The sequence below is a fragment of the Novosphingobium sp. PhB165 genome, from assembly GCF_004341845.1.
In the GTDB taxonomy this organism is placed as follows: Bacteria; Pseudomonadota; Alphaproteobacteria; order Sphingomonadales; family Sphingomonadaceae; genus Novosphingobium.
The window spans coordinates 406011-423578 of sequence record NZ_SLVB01000005.1; the positions used below are offsets into that span (position 1 = coordinate 406011).

At 66.1% G+C, this 17568-nt stretch carries 12 protein-coding genes; 9 read left to right on the forward strand and 3 right to left on the reverse strand.

Going from position 1 to position 17568, the window contains the following annotated elements; translation table 11 throughout:
- Positions 1-55: 55 nt before the first annotated feature.
- Positions 56-1672, reverse strand: a complete 1617-nt coding sequence (locus EDF56_RS16360; protein WP_132389288.1) for a hypothetical protein — start codon at positions 1670-1672, stop codon at positions 56-58.
- A gap of 307 nt (positions 1673-1979) precedes the next feature.
- On the opposite strand from EDF56_RS16360, the gene EDF56_RS16365 reads away from it, so the two are divergent.
- From EDF56_RS16365 to virB11, 8 genes are all read left to right on the forward strand, one after another.
- Entirely contained in the window at positions 1980-2354 is a 375-nt protein-coding gene (locus EDF56_RS16365) for a hypothetical protein (protein WP_132389290.1), read from the forward strand.
- Positions 2355-2665: 311 nt separating this feature from the next.
- On the forward strand, positions 2666-3007 hold the full coding sequence (locus EDF56_RS16370) for a TrbC/VirB2 family protein (protein WP_243652641.1): 342 nt from the start codon (positions 2666-2668) through the stop codon (positions 3005-3007).
- A gap of 10 nt (positions 3008-3017) precedes the next feature.
- A complete protein-coding gene (locus tag EDF56_RS16375) occupies positions 3018-3299 on the forward strand; it encodes a VirB3 family type IV secretion system protein (RefSeq protein WP_132389294.1) in 282 nt (93 codons plus the stop codon).
- Between the two features lie 25 nt (positions 3300-3324).
- A complete protein-coding gene (locus EDF56_RS16380; RefSeq protein ID WP_132389296.1) occupies positions 3325-5751 on the forward strand; it encodes a VirB4 family type IV secretion/conjugal transfer ATPase in 2427 nt (808 codons plus the stop codon).
- Positions 5752-5756: 5 nt separating this feature from the next.
- Entirely contained in the window at positions 5757-7067 is a 1311-nt protein-coding gene (locus EDF56_RS16385; protein WP_132389298.1) for a type IV secretion system protein, read from the forward strand.
- The gene (locus EDF56_RS16390; protein WP_132389300.1) at positions 7067-7906 is read left to right on the forward strand and encodes a TrbG/VirB9 family P-type conjugative transfer protein; all 840 of its coding nucleotides are present in this window, start codon (positions 7067-7069) and stop codon (positions 7904-7906) included. Before EDF56_RS16385 ends, EDF56_RS16390 begins: the two co-directional genes overlap by 1 nt.
- Before the next feature lie 3 nt (positions 7907-7909).
- On the forward strand, positions 7910-9013 hold the full coding sequence (locus tag EDF56_RS16395; protein WP_132389302.1) for a TrbI/VirB10 family protein: 1104 nt from the start codon (positions 7910-7912) through the stop codon (positions 9011-9013).
- Between the two features lie 6 nt (positions 9014-9019).
- On the forward strand, positions 9020-10069 hold the full coding sequence (gene virB11 / locus EDF56_RS16400; protein WP_132389304.1) for a P-type DNA transfer ATPase VirB11: 1050 nt from the start codon (positions 9020-9022) through the stop codon (positions 10067-10069).
- 172 nt (positions 10070-10241) lie between these two features.
- Here virB11 and EDF56_RS16405 read toward each other — a convergent pair whose 3' ends face one another.
- On the reverse strand, positions 10242-11723 hold the full coding sequence (locus EDF56_RS16405) for a Ppx/GppA family phosphatase (RefSeq protein WP_132389306.1): 1482 nt from the start codon (positions 11721-11723) through the stop codon (positions 10242-10244).
- Positions 11724-11806: 83 nt separating this feature from the next.
- Entirely contained in the window at positions 11807-13975 is a 2169-nt protein-coding gene (locus EDF56_RS16410) for an RNA degradosome polyphosphate kinase (protein WP_243652659.1), read from the reverse strand.
- Positions 13976-14181: 206 nt separating this feature from the next.
- Between EDF56_RS16410 and EDF56_RS16415 the strand changes: the two genes are divergently transcribed.
- A complete protein-coding gene (locus tag EDF56_RS16415; protein WP_132389310.1) occupies positions 14182-17565 on the forward strand; it encodes a transglutaminase family protein in 3384 nt (1127 codons plus the stop codon).
- The last annotated feature ends 3 nt before the right edge of the window (positions 17566-17568 follow it).

Here is a 17568-nt window from a genome sequence, read left to right on the forward strand (position 1 = left end):
GTGACAAAGGGGGCGGCCCGCGATGGACCACCCCCCGAAGTCACGGGTGGCCCGTTCAGGTCGTCGGCAGCGAGGTGCAGCTGGCGTTCGAACCGAAGTTGGCGGTCGAGTTGTCGCAGGTCCAACCCTTGTACCAGGTGTCCGAAGCGTTCGCGACGGCGCCGATATAGGCGACATTGTCGAAGAAGCTGGAGAGCGTGGTGAGGTTGGCGTAAGCGGTGCGTGCACTCTCGTTCGCGCCGTTGACGAAGGTGCTCGTCAGCGTCGAGGTGAAGGTGTCGCTGTTGTTGGTGCCTGCGGCGAACATGGACTGGGCGGTGCCGGCGGCATAAGTGCCGGTGTCCAGATACTTCGTCGCGTTGCAGGTCATGACCACCGAATTGGCGGTGAACGTCGCCTGATCCGCAGGATTCGCGCCCGAGCCGTTGACGCGGATGCACTCGTTGTTCGGCGTGTAGATGATGCCGTTGACGAGCGCGATGTCGGCGTTGCCGCGGATCAGCAGCGAGGCCTTGTCATTGCTGTCGTTGTTCGAGCTGGCCGAAGGCTGGATCATCGTGAAGTTCGCGATGGTCGTCTTCTGGCGGGGGAACTGCGCTTCGAAGCCGTCGGAGTCGGCTTCGACCAAGGCGTCGCCGCCGCCATTGCGCTGGAGCAGCAGGACGTACTGGAAGGCACCCTGAAGGCCGGTGTCGATATCAAGGCTGTCATCGTCGGCGTTGACCGAGATGTAGTGCTTGAAGTTCACCGCGCCGCCGAAGAACTCGGCGCCGTCGTCCGAACTGTTGACCGACTGGAAGTAATCGAGCGTGGTACCGGTGCCGACGCCTTCGGCGGTCAGCGACTGGAGTTCCTTGCCGTTGCCCAGGATGAAGCCCGAGTAGCGGATCTGCACGTACTTCATGGCACCGGCGCTGTAGGTGTTGTCGCTGCCGCCGAAGACGGCCTTGTTGGCCGAGCCTTCGGTGTCGCGTTCGCAGGTGCCGTTGCCGGTCGGGGTGGTGGCGGCCGCGCCGTAGTTGCAGTCCGTCACCTTGCCGCGGCCAAGCAGCACGACGCCGCCCCACTGGCCCTGCGAGGAATCGTCGTTCGTGCCGACGACATTGTCGCGGCTGGTGAAGATGATCGGCTTGGTGGCGGTGCCGACAGCGTTGATCTTGTTGCCGCGGTTGACGGCGAGCCAGGCCGGCTCGGCAGAGTTTTCGCCGTAAACGATCACGCCCGGATCAATCGTCAAGGTGACGTTGGTATCCGCCGACAGGACCTTGCTCTTGCAGCTGGCGGTGGTGGTCGTGAACGTCGCGGAGGCCGTCGGCGCCGCAAAGCCGCCATCGCAGCCGACGTCGACGCGACCATTGAGGCGGTAGATTACGCCGGTAACCTTGGGAAGCGTGGCGTTGACGTCAACCAGCGCCGGCAGCGTGCAGACGCGCCAGCTGCCCTGCGGGACGGTGAGGACGCCGCTGTCGGTCAGGCCGCCGGTGGCGTTGAAGCTGGGGCAGCTTGCCGCCGCAACGACGGTGCCCGGCGTCGGTGTCGGCGTGGGCGAGGGGGTTGGCGTCGGATTGTTGATCACGATGCTGCCTGCGCCCGGCGAGGAGATGTCGTCGGCACCGCAACCGGCGAGAGCAAGAGCGCTGCACCCAAGCAGCATGCCATGAATAGTCTTCACGTGAATTTCCCCCCTTGGACAGGTCGGTACGAAACGGCGAGTCCGTTTTCGTTGTCAGGGGCGTGTAGGTTGATGAAGTGACACTTTGTTGGCGTCACGGTGACAGAAATATACCGATTGATGACCGTGATATGACAATTGCTGTGCGATGCAGGCGCGCAGCGGCCTCGAAGTGGCGGCGACTCGCGATTGTCTGGTCGCTTCACGCGTTAATTGCAGTTTTATGACACTTACGTCATTTTCTTGCGGAGTGCCGAATTGCGGCGGATGTTGCTCTCAATCAACATATCCGTCCGGGAGAAGAATCATGTCGCTCGTCGCTGCATTTGCTTCGGTTCTGCTGGCTCAGAGCCCCGCTGCGCTGGCTACGGACCTGCCCACGCACGACACTGTGGATGTCGCTTACCAGGACCTCTCGCAGGGCCGTGCCGACGCCGCGCTGCGCAAGCTGGAGGCCAATGGCGCCGCCCATTCGGACGATCCGGCCACGCTGATCAACCTCGCCGCCGCCTATGCGGCCACGGGGCGCACCGACAAGGCCCTGATCAGCTACCGCGCGGCCATCGTCAGCCCCCAGCGGTATGACTTGCAACTGGCCGACGGGACCTGGGTGGACTCGCGTGCGGCGGCTCGCATGGCGATGCAACAGATGCTTCGCGCCAATGCACAAGCCGCGCGCTGAGGCCTGAAAAGCGCCGTTTTCTTGCATTCTGTCTGGCGGGCCGGGCCCCGGATCGTGCACTGTGGACGGTGCAGGATCGGGTGTAGGCGGAACGCGTGCCCTGACGTATAGTTCGTTCGCCCGTGCGGGTGGGGTCGGGGGAAATCTGCATACTTCCTGACGCTGCGCGGAGCGCGACGGCCCCGTGCAAAGGCTGATGACAGGGTACCTCTGGCGGGAGGTGGATCGAGATCTGAACCCGGGCAGGGTCGTTTTCTCGTCACACTCTTGTCATCTGGACGGCGCACTGGGCCCTCATACGGAGGGCAATGGTGATTCGACTCGTTCAGGTTCAGGTCCGTGCGTTGCGCGGTGTTCTTTCGGTTTTTGCCGGTGCGTTCGGCACTTTTGCCGCCACCGCTGCACAGGCGCAGCAGGTAACGCGCGCCGATCCGGCCGGTTCCGGCCCGATTGTGGCAGCTCTTGGATGGTTGCAAGGCACGTTGCTGGGCAATGTCGCCACCGCCGTCGCGGTCATGGCCGTTGCTGCCGTGGGCTTCATGATGCTGACCGGCCGCATGAACTGGCGCTTCGGCGCGACGGTCATCATCGGCTGCTTCGTGCTGTTCGGCGCCGGGGCGATCGTTTCCGGCATCCAGTCGGCGGCAGGGTAAGGAGCGTTTGATGAGCCTGGCGCGCTTCCCGGTCCATCGGGCACTCACCCGCCCGCAGATGTTCGCGGGGGTGACGTTCACGTTCTTCATCATCAACGGCCTGGTGACGACGGAGATATTCCTCATCACCAAGAGCTTCTGGGCTCTGCCAGCGGCGCTGGCGATTCATGGCGTCGGTTACGTCGCCTGTCTTCGCGAGCCGCGGATTTTCGATCTCTGGCTTGCCAAAGTCAGCAAGTGCCCGCGCGTGCCGAACTGGCAGCGCTGGGGCTGCAACAGTTACGCGCCCTGAGCGCGTGACGCGGGGAAGCGGTACGATGTCGGGGAAGAGGAAATCGGGCCTGAAAGGCTGGGGCGCGAAGGAGATGCTGGTCGGTGACCGGCTGCCTTACCAGTCGTTCGTGGACGAGAACGTGGTGCTTCTGCGCGACGGTTCGGTCATGCTCTCGCTGGTGGTGCCGGGCCTCGCGTTCGAGACCGCCGACAGCGAGGAACTGAACGCCCACGTCGCCACACGCGAAGTGCTGTTGCGCTCGTCGCTCGATGCCCGCTTCGTGCTGTACCACCACGTGATCCGCCGCCGCGTCGAGATCGCCATGGGCGGCCAGTTCGACGATCCGCTCGCCGCCCATATCGACGCCCGCTGGAAGTCGCGCACGGGCTCCGGCGCGCTGTTCGTCAACGACCAGTTCATCACGCTGGTCCGCCGTCCCGCGCGCGGCAAGGCGGGCTGGGCGGACAAGCTTTCCCGCTTCATGAAGAACAACGGGAAGGCGCCCGCCGAAGCCGATGTGGCCGATGTGCGCGCGCTGCGTTCGGCGGCGACGGCGATGGTCGCCTCGCTCGGCTCCTACGGCGCGCGCATCCTTGGCGATTACGAGGGCGGCGCAGGCAACTGTTCCGAAGTTCTCGAACTGCTCTCGGCGCTCTACAATGGCGAAATGCGCCCGGTGCGCCGCCCGGTTGAGGGCACCGACCTTGGCCACATGCTGCCCTATCGCCGCGTGAGCTTCGGGATGGACGCGCTGGAACTGCGCGGCGCCGAAGGCTCGGGCTTCGCCTCGCTGGTGAGCCTGAAGGACTATCCGGACTCGACTTCGCCGGGCCTGACCGATGCCCTGCTGCGTCTGCCCACCGAACTGGTCCTGACCGAGACATATGCGCCGTGCGACCGCCAGATCGCCCGCGAACGCATTGACCTTGCGATCCGCCGCCTGCGCTCGGCGGACGAGGAAGCCATGGCCGAACGGCGCGAGATGTCCGCCGCGCGCGATGCGCTCGGCACTGGCGCGGTCGGTTTCGGTGACCATCACCTCTCGGTTCTGGTGCGCGCGCAGTCGCTGGAAGGGCTGGATGACGTCACGGCCTCCTGCGCCGCCGCGCTGGCCGATGCCGGTGCTGTCGCGGTGCGCGAGGATGTGAACATGGAGCCCGGCTTTTGGGGCCAGTTTCCCGGTAACGAGGCGATGATCGTGCGCCGCGCTCTGATTTCCAGCGCCAACATGGCCTGCTTTGGCTCGCTCCACGGTTTCGCGATGGGGCAGGCAGGCGGCAACCATTGGGGCGATGCGGTCACGCTGCTGGCCACCACCAGCGCGACGCCGTTCTTCTTCAATTTCCACCAAGGCGATCTCGGCAACTTCACCGTTATCGGTCCGTCGGGCTCCGGCAAGACGGTGGTTATGAACTTCCTGGCCGCGCAGGCGCAGAAGTTCAGCCCCCGCACCGTGCTGTTCGACAAGGATCGCGGCGCTGAAGTGTTCCTGCGCGGCATTGGCGGCACGTACAGCCGCGTTGCTGCCGGACATCCGACCGGCTTCAATCCGCTCTCGCTGCCTGACACCGCCGCCAACCGCGCTTTCCTGCGTGATTGGCTCGGCGTGCTGCTGGAAGCCAAGGGCCCCGAAGAGCTGGCGATGATCGCCGGTGCGGTCGACGCGGCCTATCACAACGATCCCTCGCTGCGCCGCCTCTCGCACTTCCGCGAACTGCTGGCGGGCGCGCGCCGTCCCGAACCGGGCGACCTTGGGTCGCGCCTCGATGCGTGGATTCAGGGCGGCGAACATGGCTGGCTGTTCGACAACCAGCATGACCGGCTGGATCTGTCCGCCCGCGTGCTGGGCTTCGACATGACCGCGCTGCTGGAAAGCCCGCGCCTGCGCACGCCGGTCATGATGTATCTGTTCCACCGCATCGACGAGCGTCTCGACGGTGAGCCGACGATGATCCTCATCGACGAGGGCTGGAAGGCGCTCGACGACGAAGTCTTCGCCGCGCGCATCCGCGACTGGCTGAAGACGCTGCGCAAGCGCAACGCATTGGTCGGTTTCGCCACCCAGTCGGCGCGAGACGCGCTGGACAGCAAGATCGCGACGGCACTGGTCGAACAGACCGCGACGATGATGTTCATGCCCAACGCCCGCGCGCGCTACGAGGATTATTGCGAGGGCTTCGGCCTCTCGCAGCACGAACTGGACGTCATCAAGACGCTGCCCGCGCATTCGCGCTGCTTCCTGATCCGCCAGTCGGATGCCTCGGTGGTGGTGCGCCTTGATCTCTCGGGCATGCCCGAAGTGCTGACGGTGCTTTCGGGCCGCGAGAGCACGGTGCGCAAACTGGACCAGCTGCGCGAACGCTACGGTGACGAACCCTCGGCTTGGTATCCGCTGCTGACCGGCTTCCAATGGCCCGGAGAATTCGAGGAAGGCGAGCACGATGCCGCCTGGGGCCAGGCGGCGGAGTAAGGCGGATGAGCGCCGCCTGCGAGCAACTCACCGAACTGGCCTCTCAGGGCGTCGCCCCGGCGCTCCGCGCGGTCGATTGCGTGTCCAACGAGATGGCGGCGGCCGCCTTCGGCCGCCTGTTTGGCGCCAATGGGGCGATGGCCCCGGTGCTGATCCTTGTCTTGACGCTCTATATCGCGTTTCTCGGCTTTTCGCTGCTTTCGGGCCGGTCCAGCCTCAGCGTCTCGGCGCTGACGCCGCGCATGCTGACGATCGGCTTCGTGCTGACGTTTGCGACGAGTTGGATCGCCTACCAGAGCGTGGTCTGGAACCTTGCCATCGGTGGGCCGGACTGGATCGCGGGCGTGCTGATGGACGCAAAGGGATCCGCGACGCAGATCTTCGGCGATCGCATCGATATCGTCTTCAATGCCATTGCCGAGGCCTCGCAGGCCGCGACCCAGAGCGGCGGTGAAGCGGCTCAGGGTGCGGCCCAAGGCGCCGCCGCTGCGGGTGCAGGCGCTGCCAAGACCGCAGCGGCTGCTGGAGGAGCAGGCCTGTTCTCGCCCGATAGCGTCATGTGGATGGGCGCGCTTCTGCTGCTGCTCGGCACTGTAGGCGTGCTGCTGACGGCGCGGATCGCGCTGGGCGTGCTGGTCGCGCTTGGGCCGATTTTCGTGGTCCTGGGCCTGTTCGGCGGTACGCGCGGACTGACGGCCGGTTGGCTGCGCGGCGTTGCGCTGACGGCGATGACCCCGCTCTTCGTCGTGCTGGGCGGCGGAATCACGCTCGAACTGCTGGTGCCGATCGTCTCGTCGCTGGTGAAAGGCGCGGAAATGGGCGAGATCGATGGGCGCGCGGCCATGGCTCTGTTCGTCGTCGCCGCTGTCCATCTCGCGCTCATGGGCATGGTGCTGAAGGTCGCGGGCACGCTGGTTTCCGGTTGGCGGGTGTTCGGCTTGGCCGACAATGAGCAGGCAAGGGGCCGGAGCGACAGCGCCGCACAATCGGCTTCGGCGCCCATGCCCTCGGTTCAGGTTCAGCCTTTCGCACCCGCTTCGGCGCAGGGACGGGCCCCGGCGATTTCCGCTGCCAGCGCGGCGGCCATGGTGACGGCTTCGGGCGGTGAGGGCGGTTCGGCCACGCATGCAAGCGATCGGCGCACCGTGATCACACAAGTTTCGGGGGGTGGGATCGAGCCGCTGGCGCAAGGCGCGGCGGCGCGCGCGCGCGGCATCGGCAGCCGGTTCCGCAACGCCTCCAACGATACGTCGAGGGACATCGGCCGCAAGGCCGCAGGAAATACCGGCCCCGGGCCGGCGAAGGAGAAGTCGTGATGATCCGCCGCAAGGCCCATGCCCTCGCCGCGACCGCAGCCCCGGTGCTTCTTGCCCTGGCGGCCCCCGCTCTGGCGGACGAGCGCCTCGTGAGCCACGCCTACGCCGATAACGAGGTGGTGCGCATCGACGGACGGACCGGCGTGCAGGCGACCATCGCTTTCGGCAAGAACGAGGCGATCGAGAACGTGGCGGTCGGCAATTCCCAGACCTGGCAGATCACGCCCAACAAGCGCGCCGACCTGCTGTTCGTGAAGCCGCTGGAACCTGCCGCGCGCACCAACATGACGGTGGTGACCAACCGCCACACCTATTTCTTCGACCTCGTCGCCTCGCCCAAGTCGCGGCCGCTCTACATGCTGCGCTTCACGTACAAGGACGAGCCGGTCGAGACGGCGGCGCCCGTGCCTGCCGCGCTGGCTTCGCTCGATTCGTCGGAGCGGGCGATTGCGGAAGGCGATCCGCTGGCAATGCCTTCGGATGCGGCGGCGCTGAACTTCGCATGGAAGTCGGCCGGTGTCGCCAAGCTGCTGCCCGCCCGCGTCTACGACGACGGATTGTCGACGTATCTGCTCTGGCCGGCGAACACGGCTGTCCCGGCGATCCTCGTGCAGGACGAGAAGGGTGACGAAGGCCCGGTGAACTATGCCGTGCGCGGCCAGACCATCGTTATCGGTGAAGTGCCCCGGCTGATCATCCTGCGTTCCGGCAAGTCCAGCGCGACGCTGGAAAACAACCGCGCGGCCATGCCTGCTGCGGCTCCTGTTCCGGCGGCCGCCGCAGTTGCGGCCAATACGACCGTCGCTACTCCTTCTGCCGCTTCGTCTCTGGGGAACTGACACATGGCGCCCAATTCCTCGCCCAAATCCTCGTTACGCGAACGGATCGCGCCCACCACCGCCACCGATCCGCGTGACGGGCAGGGGGCAGAGGTCATCGATCTCACCAGCCGCAACGTCCTGCCGCGCGTCACCCAGCGCAAGAAGGCGGACGGGCTGGGTCTGGCTGCCGGTGTCGTGTTCGTCATGGCTTTGGGCGGACTGACGCTGTGGTCGATGGACTCGGTGCGCAAGGCGCCGGCTTCGACTTCCGCGCCGCAGGCCGCCGTCGGGCCGCAGCCCGCTGTGACCCCCGCAATCGCGGCACCGCAGCCGGTGCCCCAGCCTCAGGCGACTCCGTCACCGCTTCCCGCCCCGGCCCCGGCACCTGTTCTTGCCGCCGCGCCCGGCGCTGCCACGGCGGCCGCCGCCAATCCCTATGCGACGCCGACCGTGGTCTTCGACGTCGGTAGCGGCACCGGAGTTCCGCAGCTTGCGGGGCCGGCCGGTGAGGGCAAGTCCGGCGGCAATGCCAATGACGATTTCGCCGCGCGCATCGGCGGCTCGGGCTCCACGGCGACGGCCTCGCGCACGTTCGACCCTGCCACCACGGTCACGCAGGGCACGCTGATTCCGGCCGTGTTGGAGACCGCGATCGACACCGATGTTCCGGGCTATGTCCGCGCCATCGTCTCGACCGACGTGCGCAGCTTCGACGGCAAGCGTGTGCTGATCCCCCGTTCCTCGCGCCTGATCGGGCAATACAAGAGCGGCCTCACGGCGGGGCAGAAGCGCGCCTATGTGATCTGGAGCCGGTTGATCCGCCCGGACGGCGTCTCGGTCAATCTCGGCTCGCCGGCCATTGCCTTCGGCGGCGAGACCGGCCTGCCGGGCAAGGTCAATTCGCATTTCTTCGAGCGGTTCGGTTCGGCGATGCTGCTTTCGGTCGTTGGCGGCCTGTCCACCATCGCGTCGAGTGGGGCGAGTGTGGTGGTCGGCGGCGGCCAGTCGGCGGCGGCTGCGGCCATCCAGCAGACCGGCAGCGTCGGGCCGACCATTCGCGTGCGTCAGGGGGAACCGATTCGCGTGTTTACTGCCAAGGACCTCGATTTCAGTCAGGCCCAGTGATCGACCATGGCGGACGTTCTTTCGCTTCAGGGCGCACAGGCGCCGACGGGCCCGACCGTGACTGAGGGCGCGTCGCCGCATCAGGCCGCGCCGCGCAGCGTCTATCTTGACGCCTATCTCGCGCCGCTGCGGCCCTGGCTCGACCGGGAGACGGTGACCGAGATCCTGATCAACCGCCCCGGCGAGATCTGGATCGAGGATGCCGAGCACTCGGGCATGCAGCGCGTGCTTCTGCCTGAGATGGACGACCGCCTGCTCCAGCGCCTGGCCGAACAGGTGGCGCGCATCAGCCATCAGGGCATCAACCGCGAGCATCCGCTGCTCTCGGCGACGCTGCCGGGGTACGGCGGCCAGTCCGGTGCGCGTATCCAGCTAGTCGGCCCGCCGGCGACGCGGGCGAACTGGGCCATGGCGATCCGCCGCCATCGTTTGCTCGAACTGCCGCTGGATGCTTACGATCGCGGTCCGATCACGCCTCCGGTCGAAGAGCCGACGCCCGATCCGATGGCCGAGCCCATCGCTTTCCTGCGCGATGCCATTCGCAGGCGCCGGACGATCCTGATCTCCGGCGGCACCTCCACCGGCAAGACCACGTTCCTCAATGCCATGCTCGGCGAAATTCCCGCGCATGAGCGTGTTGTGCTGGTCGAGGATACCGCCGAACTGCATCTGCCTGGCGCGAATGGCGTGGGCCTGATCGCGGTGAAGGGCGAACTGGGCGAGGCGAAAGTTTCGGCCAACGATCTCCTGCAAGCGGCGCTCCGTCTGCGTCCGGATCGCATCGTGCTGGGTGAGTTGCGGGGCACCGAGACGGTCTCGTTCCTGCGCGCGATCAATACCGGGCATCCGGGCTCGTTCTCGACGGTTCACGCGAACACGCCGCGCGGCGCGCTGGAGCAGATCGCGCTGATGTCGATGCAGACCGGCATTGGCCTCACCCGTGCCGAGACGCTGGAATATGCAGCCTCGGTGATCGATATCGTCGTTCAGCTGGATCGGCAGGACGGAAAGCGCGGAATCAGTCAGATCGCCGAAAGCGCGAGCCTGCTGAGCTGACGTTCCTCCCCTGCAAGGAGAGGTGGCAGTCCGTCAGGGCTGACGGAGAGGTGTAACGCTCTCGACGTGGCGCCCGGCCGAGGGGCTGATACCCCTCCACCACCCTTCCTTCGACAAGCTCAGGATGAGCGGGGGCGGTCCCCCTCCGCTTGCAGGGGAGGAATGAGGGGGCTCAATCGACGATCGCCAGTCCCGCTGGATCGTGAACTTCGCATGCCAGCCCAAGCCAATCGGCCAGCGCCTTGTGGTCCTTGGCGACGCCGGGGCTGTAAAGCGGGCGCATCGCCTCGGACAATGTCAGCACAAGCGCCCCGTCCGCGATCCGGATCGAGGTCTGCGAGAGACCGGCTTCGGAGCAGCCCGTCAGGCGGCGGCACAGGCGCACGGCAAGGCCCCAGCCAATCGCCCGATCGAGGTCTTCCTTGCAGGCGAGGCGGCCGAACGCTTCATGCACGTCGGTCTGGCCGGAATTAGCGAAGACGGTCATCGCCATCATCGCGCGGCCGTGCATGTCTAGGCCGATCCAGCGTTTGCGGAGTGCCCAGGTCATGGCCTCTTCGGTGCGCAAGTTCGGCTCGGTGCGCATCGCGGCCAGTGCCAGCAAGCCGGAGGCTTGGCGTAGCTGGCGGTCCTGCGGTTCCTCGCGGCAGACCGGCGCGGTCCACTTCGCGACTTCGACCGCATCGTCGGCGGTGACGCGGGCGCTGGCGGAGAAGCCGGCGACGCTGGCCAGCATCGGATCCTCGGCCTGAACTTCCGCATCGAGCTGTGCGTGGAGCAGGCCTTCGCGCAAGCCCCATGACGAGAACACCAGCTTCGAAGGCTTGATGCGGGTGATCACTTCCACCATCAGCGCCGCCGCGTCGGGAAGCGAGGCAAGGCGCGAACTGGAGATGCGCGGATCGACCTCGCCCAGTTTGCCTCTGGCGAAATCGCGCGCCAGATGCAGCGCTTCGGAGGCGGGAAGTTCGAAGCCGTGCGGATCGTCCACCGGCCAGTCGAGCACCCGCATGGCCTGAAGCGCCAGCGCGCGCCACGATCCGCCGACGATGTAGAGCGGCAGCCCGCGTCCCTGCTCCCAGCCCGCGTTGTGAAGGCCGTTGTGTACGGTTTCGGAGAACTTCGCGGGACCTTCGGTGCGCAAGTCCGGCAGGCGCAGAGTGCCGAAGGGCAGGGTGATGCCGTGCCAGCTTTCGCCCTCGGCAATCTCGACGAGTTCGAGGCTGCCGCCGCCAAGGTCGGCCGCGACGCCGCGCGCGCCCGGGAACGCCGCGATCACGCCGGTGGCGCTGGCGCGGGCTTCCTCCTCGCCCGAAAGCAGGCGCGGGAACAGGCCAAGCGCACGCACGGCGTCGAGGAACGCGGGCCCATTGCTGGCATCGCGCGCGGCAGCGGTGGCCACGCATTCCACGTTGCGGACGTCGAGCAGGCGCAGCAAGCCGGCGAAGCGCGCCAGCGTGGTGAGCGCGCTGCGCATCGCCTTGTCCGAGATCGCCCCGGTCTTGCCGAGGTCGCGGCCGAGGCGGGCGCTGACTTTTTCATTGAGGACGACAACGGGCGCACGCGGCGGCCCGTTGTAGACGACCATGCGCACGGTATTGGAACCGATATCGATGATCGCCCGCTTTTCGCTTTTGAGGCTTATGCCGATCATAGGAAGGCCAGGCTGATGCCGATCATAGGGGGGCTTTGGACGAATCGCCTTTGAGCCCATTACGGGCGGACGCCCCCCTTATGTCAGATGTTGCCGCGTCTTAGCGAGAGCTTTGGCACCTTCCGTCCACTGGCAAGCGACGCACCGCGCCCGGAAAGCGACGGGTTGGTCATGAAATAGCGGTGGATATTGAAGGGCATGTCCACTTCTCCCACCCGATCGTAACTGCCGTCCGGATGGAGCACCCAGGACTGTTCGGTATCGAGCAGATTGGCCAACATGACCTGATCGAGCACCTGATCGTGCACGGTCTTGTTGGTAATCGGCACCATCACCTCCACCCGGCGGTCCAGATTGCGGCTCATGGCGTCGGCCGAGGTGATGTAGACCTTGGCTTTGCGGTTGGGCAGTTCGGCGCCGTTCGCGAAGGCCCAGATGCGGCAGTGTTCGAGGAAGCGGCCGATCACCGACTTCACGGTGATGTTTTCCGAAAGCCCGGTGATGCCGGGGCGCAGACAGCAGATGCCGCGCACCACCAGTTCGATGTCCACGCCCGCCTCGCTGGCGGCATAGAGCTTGTCGATCAGGTCCGGGTCGGTCAGCGAGTTCATCTTGGCCCAGATCTGCGCGGGCTTTCCGGCGCGGGCATTGGCGATCTCGCCATCGATGTTCGTATAGAGCGTCGAGCGCAGCGAGATCGGCGAGATCGACAGGCACTCGGTGCCCTTGGGTTCGACATAGCCGGTGATGAAGTTGAACAGGCGGCCGACATCGCGCCCCATCGCCGGATCGGCGGTGAAGTACGACAAGTCGGTATAGATGCGCGCGGTGATCGGGTGATAGTTGCCGGTGCCGAAGTGGCAGTAGGTGCGATACCCTTCGCCTTCGCGGCGCACGATCATCGATGTCTTGGCGTGGGTTTTCCAGTCCACGAAGCCGTAGATCACCTGAACGCCCGCGCGTTCGAGCTGGCTGGCCCAGAGCAGGTTCTGCTCCTCGTCGAAGCGGGCTTTCAGTTCGACCACCGCCGTCACCGACTTGCCCTGTTCGGCCGCGGCGATGAGCGCGGAGATGATCCCCGACTGCTTGCCGGCGCGGTAGAGCGTCTGCTTGATCGCGATCACGTCCGGATCGCGGGCGGCCTGCCGCAGGAAGTCGATCACCACCTCGAAGCTTTCGTAGGGGTGCTGGATGACGATGTCCTTCTCGCGGATGGCCGCGAAAATGTCTCCGTCATGCTCCAGAATACGCTCGGGATAGCGGGGGGAATAGGGTTCGAACTTCAGTTCGGGCCGGTCCTCGTCGCAGATCGCCGAAAGGCCGGAGAAGCCGATCAGCCCCTCGGTCTTCATGATAAGCGCCTTGTCGAGGCCCAGCTGGTTGCGCAGCAGCTCCTCGGCCGCCGGATCGAACTTGCCCTGAAGCTGTAGCACGATGACCAGACCGCGGCGGCGGCGCTGGATCGCGGTGCGGTAATAGCGCACCAGATCTTCGGCATCTTCCTCGATCTCGATGTCGCTGTCGCGCAGGATGCGGAATACGCCGTGACCGTGGAGCGTGAAGCCGGGGAACAGTTCACCCGCGTTGCGGTAGATCAGATCCTCGATCGAGATCCATGCCGCCTCCTCACCCGGAATGCGCACGAAGCGGGGCAGCGGGGCGGGGATCAGCACCATTTCCATGACCGGCGCGTCGTCGGCCATGCGGGTCAGCGAGAACAGGATGCCGATGCCCTGATTGGCCACGAAGGGGAACGGGTGCGCGGGGTCGATCGCCTGCGGCGTGATCACCGGCATGACGAGGTCGAGGAAATAGGTGCGCAGCCACGCCTCGCGCTCCGGATCGAGCGTTTCCTCGGCCACGACGCGGATGCCTTCCTCGGCCAGCTGGACTTTCAGCCCGGCCCAGGTTTCCTGCTGGATCGCCTCCAGTTCGAGGACTTTCTCGTGCGTGGTGGCCATAGCCTGCGTCGGGGTGAGCCCGTCGATCGAGATCTCCTCGATCTGGCGGCGGACCTGCCCGGCGATGCCGGCGACGCGCACCATCAGGAACTCGTCGATATTGCTGCCCGAAATCGAGAGGAAGCGCAGGCGTTCGAGCAAGGGATAGTTCGGATTGGTCGCTTCGGCGAGCACGCGCTCGTTGAAGGCCAGCCAGCTCTGCTCGCGGTTGAAGTAGCGCGCGGGCAGCGTGGTGACGTCCGTCACCGGGCTGCTTTCGCCGGCGGGCTGAGCTTCGTGAATGTCCAGCATGTCCTTCGTTTTCATCCGAGCTTGTAGGCGGGAATTGTCCCCGCGCGGGGAGAGCCCGCAATGGAGCACCCGTGGACCCCCTTGCATGCCACGATGACAGTTTTGCTGCAATCGGGGAGGTCATTTGCGCAATCTAACAAGTTCCGGGCGCCAGACCAATGGAAGATCATTGCAGTGCAGCATTGTTTCAAGCAAAGTCGCACGCGATGATCAAGGCGGCCCTCCACCATCTCACGCGCTACCGTTATTCACGGCGGGTGCGCCTCGGTCCCCAGGTTATACGGCTGCGTCCGGCGCCGCACAGTCGGACGGCGGTGCCGAACTATTCGCTGAAGATCAGCCCGCCCGAGCATTTCCTGAATTGGCAGCAGGATCCGCACGGCAACTGGCAGGCGCGGGTGGTGTTCCCCGATCCGATCGACCATTTCTCGATCGAGGTGGATTTGCTGGCCGAACTGGCGGTAATCAACCCGTTCGACTTTTTCGTTGAGCCTGAGGCCGAGAATTACCCCTTCGCTTATTCGGAAGCGATGGCAGCGGACCTTGCGGCCTATTTCGAAGTGGAACCGCAGGGGCCGCTGTTCGAGGAACTGGTTGCCAGCCATACCGGCTATGCGGGGCGGACGGTCGATTTCCTTGTCGAGGTGAACCGCCAGCTCCAGCAGCGCATCGGCTATGTGATTCGCATGGAGCCGGGGGTGATGACCCCGGAAGAGACGCTGGGCGTGGGCATCGGGTCGTGCCGCGATTCGGCGTGGCTGCTGGTGCAACTGCTGCGGCGGCTGGGTTTTGCGGCGCGGTTCGTCTCGGGCTATTCGATCCAGCTGGTTGCCGACGTGATCCCCAAGGAAGGCCCCAAGGGCGTGCAGGACGACGTGGTCGACCTTCATGCCTGGGCCGAGGCCTATGTGCCCGGCGCGGGCTGGATCGCGCTCGACGCCACATCGGGCATGTTCGCGGGAGAGGGGCATATCCCGCTCTGCGCCGCGCCGCACTATCGCTCCGCCACCCCGATTGAGGGCATGGCGGAACCTGCCGAAGTGCAGTTCCAGTTCGAGATGGGCATCAGCCGCATTGCCGAGGCGGTGCGCATCACCAAGCCCTTCACCGAAGAGCGCTGGCAGGCCCTGCTGGACCTTGGCGACAAGGTGGACGCGGAACTGGATGCCGCCGGGGCCAACCTGACGATGGGCGGCGAGCCGACTTTCATCGCCGACAGCGATTTCGAGGCGGCCGAGTGGAACGGCGCTGCCGTCGGCCCGACCAAGGCGGCCTATGCCGACAAGCTGATCCGCCTGCTGCGCGAGAAGTTCGCGCCGGGTTCGCTGCTCCATTACGGGCAGGGCAAGTGGTATCCGGGGGAGAGCCTGCCGCGCTGGGGCTTCTCGATCTACTGGCGCAAGGATGGCACGCCGATCTGGCGAGACCCCGCGCTGATCGCGGGTGAAAAGCCGCGCGCCAAGGATGCCGAGGCGGAGCCGGTGCCTACCGTGGATGTCGCCGTGGCGGAGATCCTCCTGCGCGAAACCGCGCGGGGGCTGGGCGTCGAGGATGGTTTCGTCCAGCCGGTCTACGAGGACAGGGGCGAATGGGCGGAGAAGGAGGCGGAGCTTCCGCTCAATGTCACCCCGCTCGATCCCAAGGTCGATGACGAGGAACTGGCGCGCCGCTTCGTGCGGACTTACCGGCGCGGGCTCGACAAGGCCGTGGGTTACGTGCTGCCGGTGCAGCGCTGGAACGCCGCCGATCTCTCGGTGCCGCGCTGGAAAAGCGAGCGCTGGCGCGTGCGCAAGGAAGTGCTGACGGCGGTGCCGGGCGATTCCGCGCTTGGCTACCGGCTGCCGCTGGGTTCGCTGCCGTTCGTGCCGCCGTCCGACTATCCCTACATCCATCCTCGCGACACGGCCGAGCCGCGCGAGCCGATGGCCGATTTTCGCGAACAGGTGATCGAGCGCGGCAGCGAAGCGCGCGTGGCCGGGGCGGAACGGCACGGCCAGCGCCTGCAGCAAGTGGAACAGGCGGAGGGCGGCCACCCCGCGCAGGACGTGGTCGAGCAGCATATCATCGAAGGCGCGGTGCGCACCGCGCTCACGGTCGAGCCACGCGGCGATTACCTCGCGGTGTTCATCCCGCCCACCGAGCGGCTGGAGGACTATCTCGAACTCGTGGCCGCGGTTGAAGTGGTGGCCGAAACGCATCGCATGCCGATCCGGATCGAGGGCTATCCGCCGCCGCCCGACCCGCGCCTGCAAGTGCTCAAGGTCACGCCCGATCCCGGCGTGATCGAGGTCAACATCCACCCCTCGGCCTCATGGCGCGAGACGGTGGAGATCACCGAGACGCTCTACGACGCCGCGCGCGAAGTGGGGCTCACGGCCGACAAGTTCATGGTCGACGGCCGCTCGATCGGCACCGGCGGCGGTAATCACATCGTGCTCGGCGGGCCAAGCCTGCTCGAAAGCCCGTTCATGCGCCGCCCGGACCTGCTCAAGAGCTTCGTCACGTACTGGCAGCGTCATCCTTCGCTGAGCTATCTGTTCTCGGGCCTGTTCATCGGCCCGACCAGTCAGGCCCCGCGCATCGACGAGGCGCGGCACGATGCGCTTTACGAGCTGGAAATTGCCCTCGCACAAGTTCCGGGCCCCGAACACCAGCAACCGGCGCCATGGGTAGTCGACCGGCTGTTCCGCAACTTGCTGGTGGACGTGACCGGCAATACTCACCGCACCGAAATCTGCATCGACAAGCTGTTCAGCCCCGACGGGCCGACCGGCCGCCTCGGCCTCGTCGAGTTTCGCGGTTTCGAGATGCCGCCGGATGCCCGGATGAGCTTGGCCCAGCAACTTCTCCTGCGCGCGCTCACCGCGTGGTTCTGGAAGGAACCGCAGGGCGGCGGGCTGGTGCGCTGGGGCACGCAGTTGCATGACAAGTTCATGCTCGGCCACTTCGTCTGGGCCGATTTCCTCGACGTGCTCGATGACCTTGGCCGCGCCGGATACAGCTTCGATCCGGCGTGGTTCGAGGCCCAGCGCATGTTCCGCTTCCCGGTCCACGGCGAGGTCGAGGGCGGCGGCGTCAGCCTTGAGATCAGCCATGCGCTCGAACCGTGGAACGTGCTGGGCGAAACCGGCGCGATCGGCGGCACCGTGCGTTATGTCGATAGCTCCACGGAGCGCCTGCAAGTCCGCGCTTCCGGCCTCGTTCCCGGCCGCCATGTGATCTCGTGCAACGGGCGGCGGGTGCCGCTGACGATGATCGGGCCCGACGAAGGCGTCGGCGGCGTGCGTTACAAGGCATGGGCCCCAGCTGAGTGCCTCCATCCGATGCTGCCAGCCAATGCGCCGCTGACCTTCGATATCTACGACTTGTGGAACAGCCGTTCGCTGGGCGGCTGCGTCTACCACGTGGCGCATCCGGGCGGGCGCCATTACGATGACGTGCCGGTCAACGGCTATGAGGCCGAAGCAAGGCGCAAGGCACGTTTCCAGCCGCACGGCCACTCACCGGGGACCATGCAGACCCCGCCGGAGGAAAATCCCGGCGAGTTCCCGCATTCGCTCGACTTGCGCCGCCCGGCGCGGGGGATCTGAAAC

Bases quoted from the DNA above. Each gene is read 5' to 3' on its own strand.
- virB11 (WP_132389304.1), top strand. From the start codon at position 9,020: ATGGCGGACGTTCTTTCGCTTCAGGGCGCACAGGCGCCGACGGGCCCG.
- EDF56_RS16365 (WP_132389290.1), top strand. From the start codon at position 1,980: ATGTCGCTCGTCGCTGCATTTGCTTCGGTTCTGCTGGCTCAGAGCCCC.
- EDF56_RS16380 (WP_132389296.1), top strand. From the start codon at position 3,325: ATGTCGGGGAAGAGGAAATCGGGCCTGAAAGGCTGGGGCGCGAAGGAG.
- EDF56_RS16385 (WP_132389298.1), top strand. From the start codon at position 5,757: ATGAGCGCCGCCTGCGAGCAACTCACCGAACTGGCCTCTCAGGGCGTC.
- EDF56_RS16405 (WP_132389306.1), bottom strand. From the start codon at position 11,723: ATGATCGGCATAAGCCTCAAAAGCGAAAAGCGGGCGATCATCGATATC.
- EDF56_RS16390 (WP_132389300.1), top strand. From the start codon at position 7,067: ATGATCCGCCGCAAGGCCCATGCCCTCGCCGCGACCGCAGCCCCGGTG.
- EDF56_RS16395 (WP_132389302.1), top strand. From the start codon at position 7,910: ATGGCGCCCAATTCCTCGCCCAAATCCTCGTTACGCGAACGGATCGCG.
- EDF56_RS16375 (WP_132389294.1), top strand. From the start codon at position 3,018: ATGAGCCTGGCGCGCTTCCCGGTCCATCGGGCACTCACCCGCCCGCAG.
- EDF56_RS16415 (WP_132389310.1), top strand. From the start codon at position 14,182: ATGATCAAGGCGGCCCTCCACCATCTCACGCGCTACCGTTATTCACGG.
- EDF56_RS16410 (WP_243652659.1), bottom strand. From the start codon at position 13,975: ATGCTGGACATTCACGAAGCTCAGCCCGCCGGCGAAAGCAGCCCGGTG.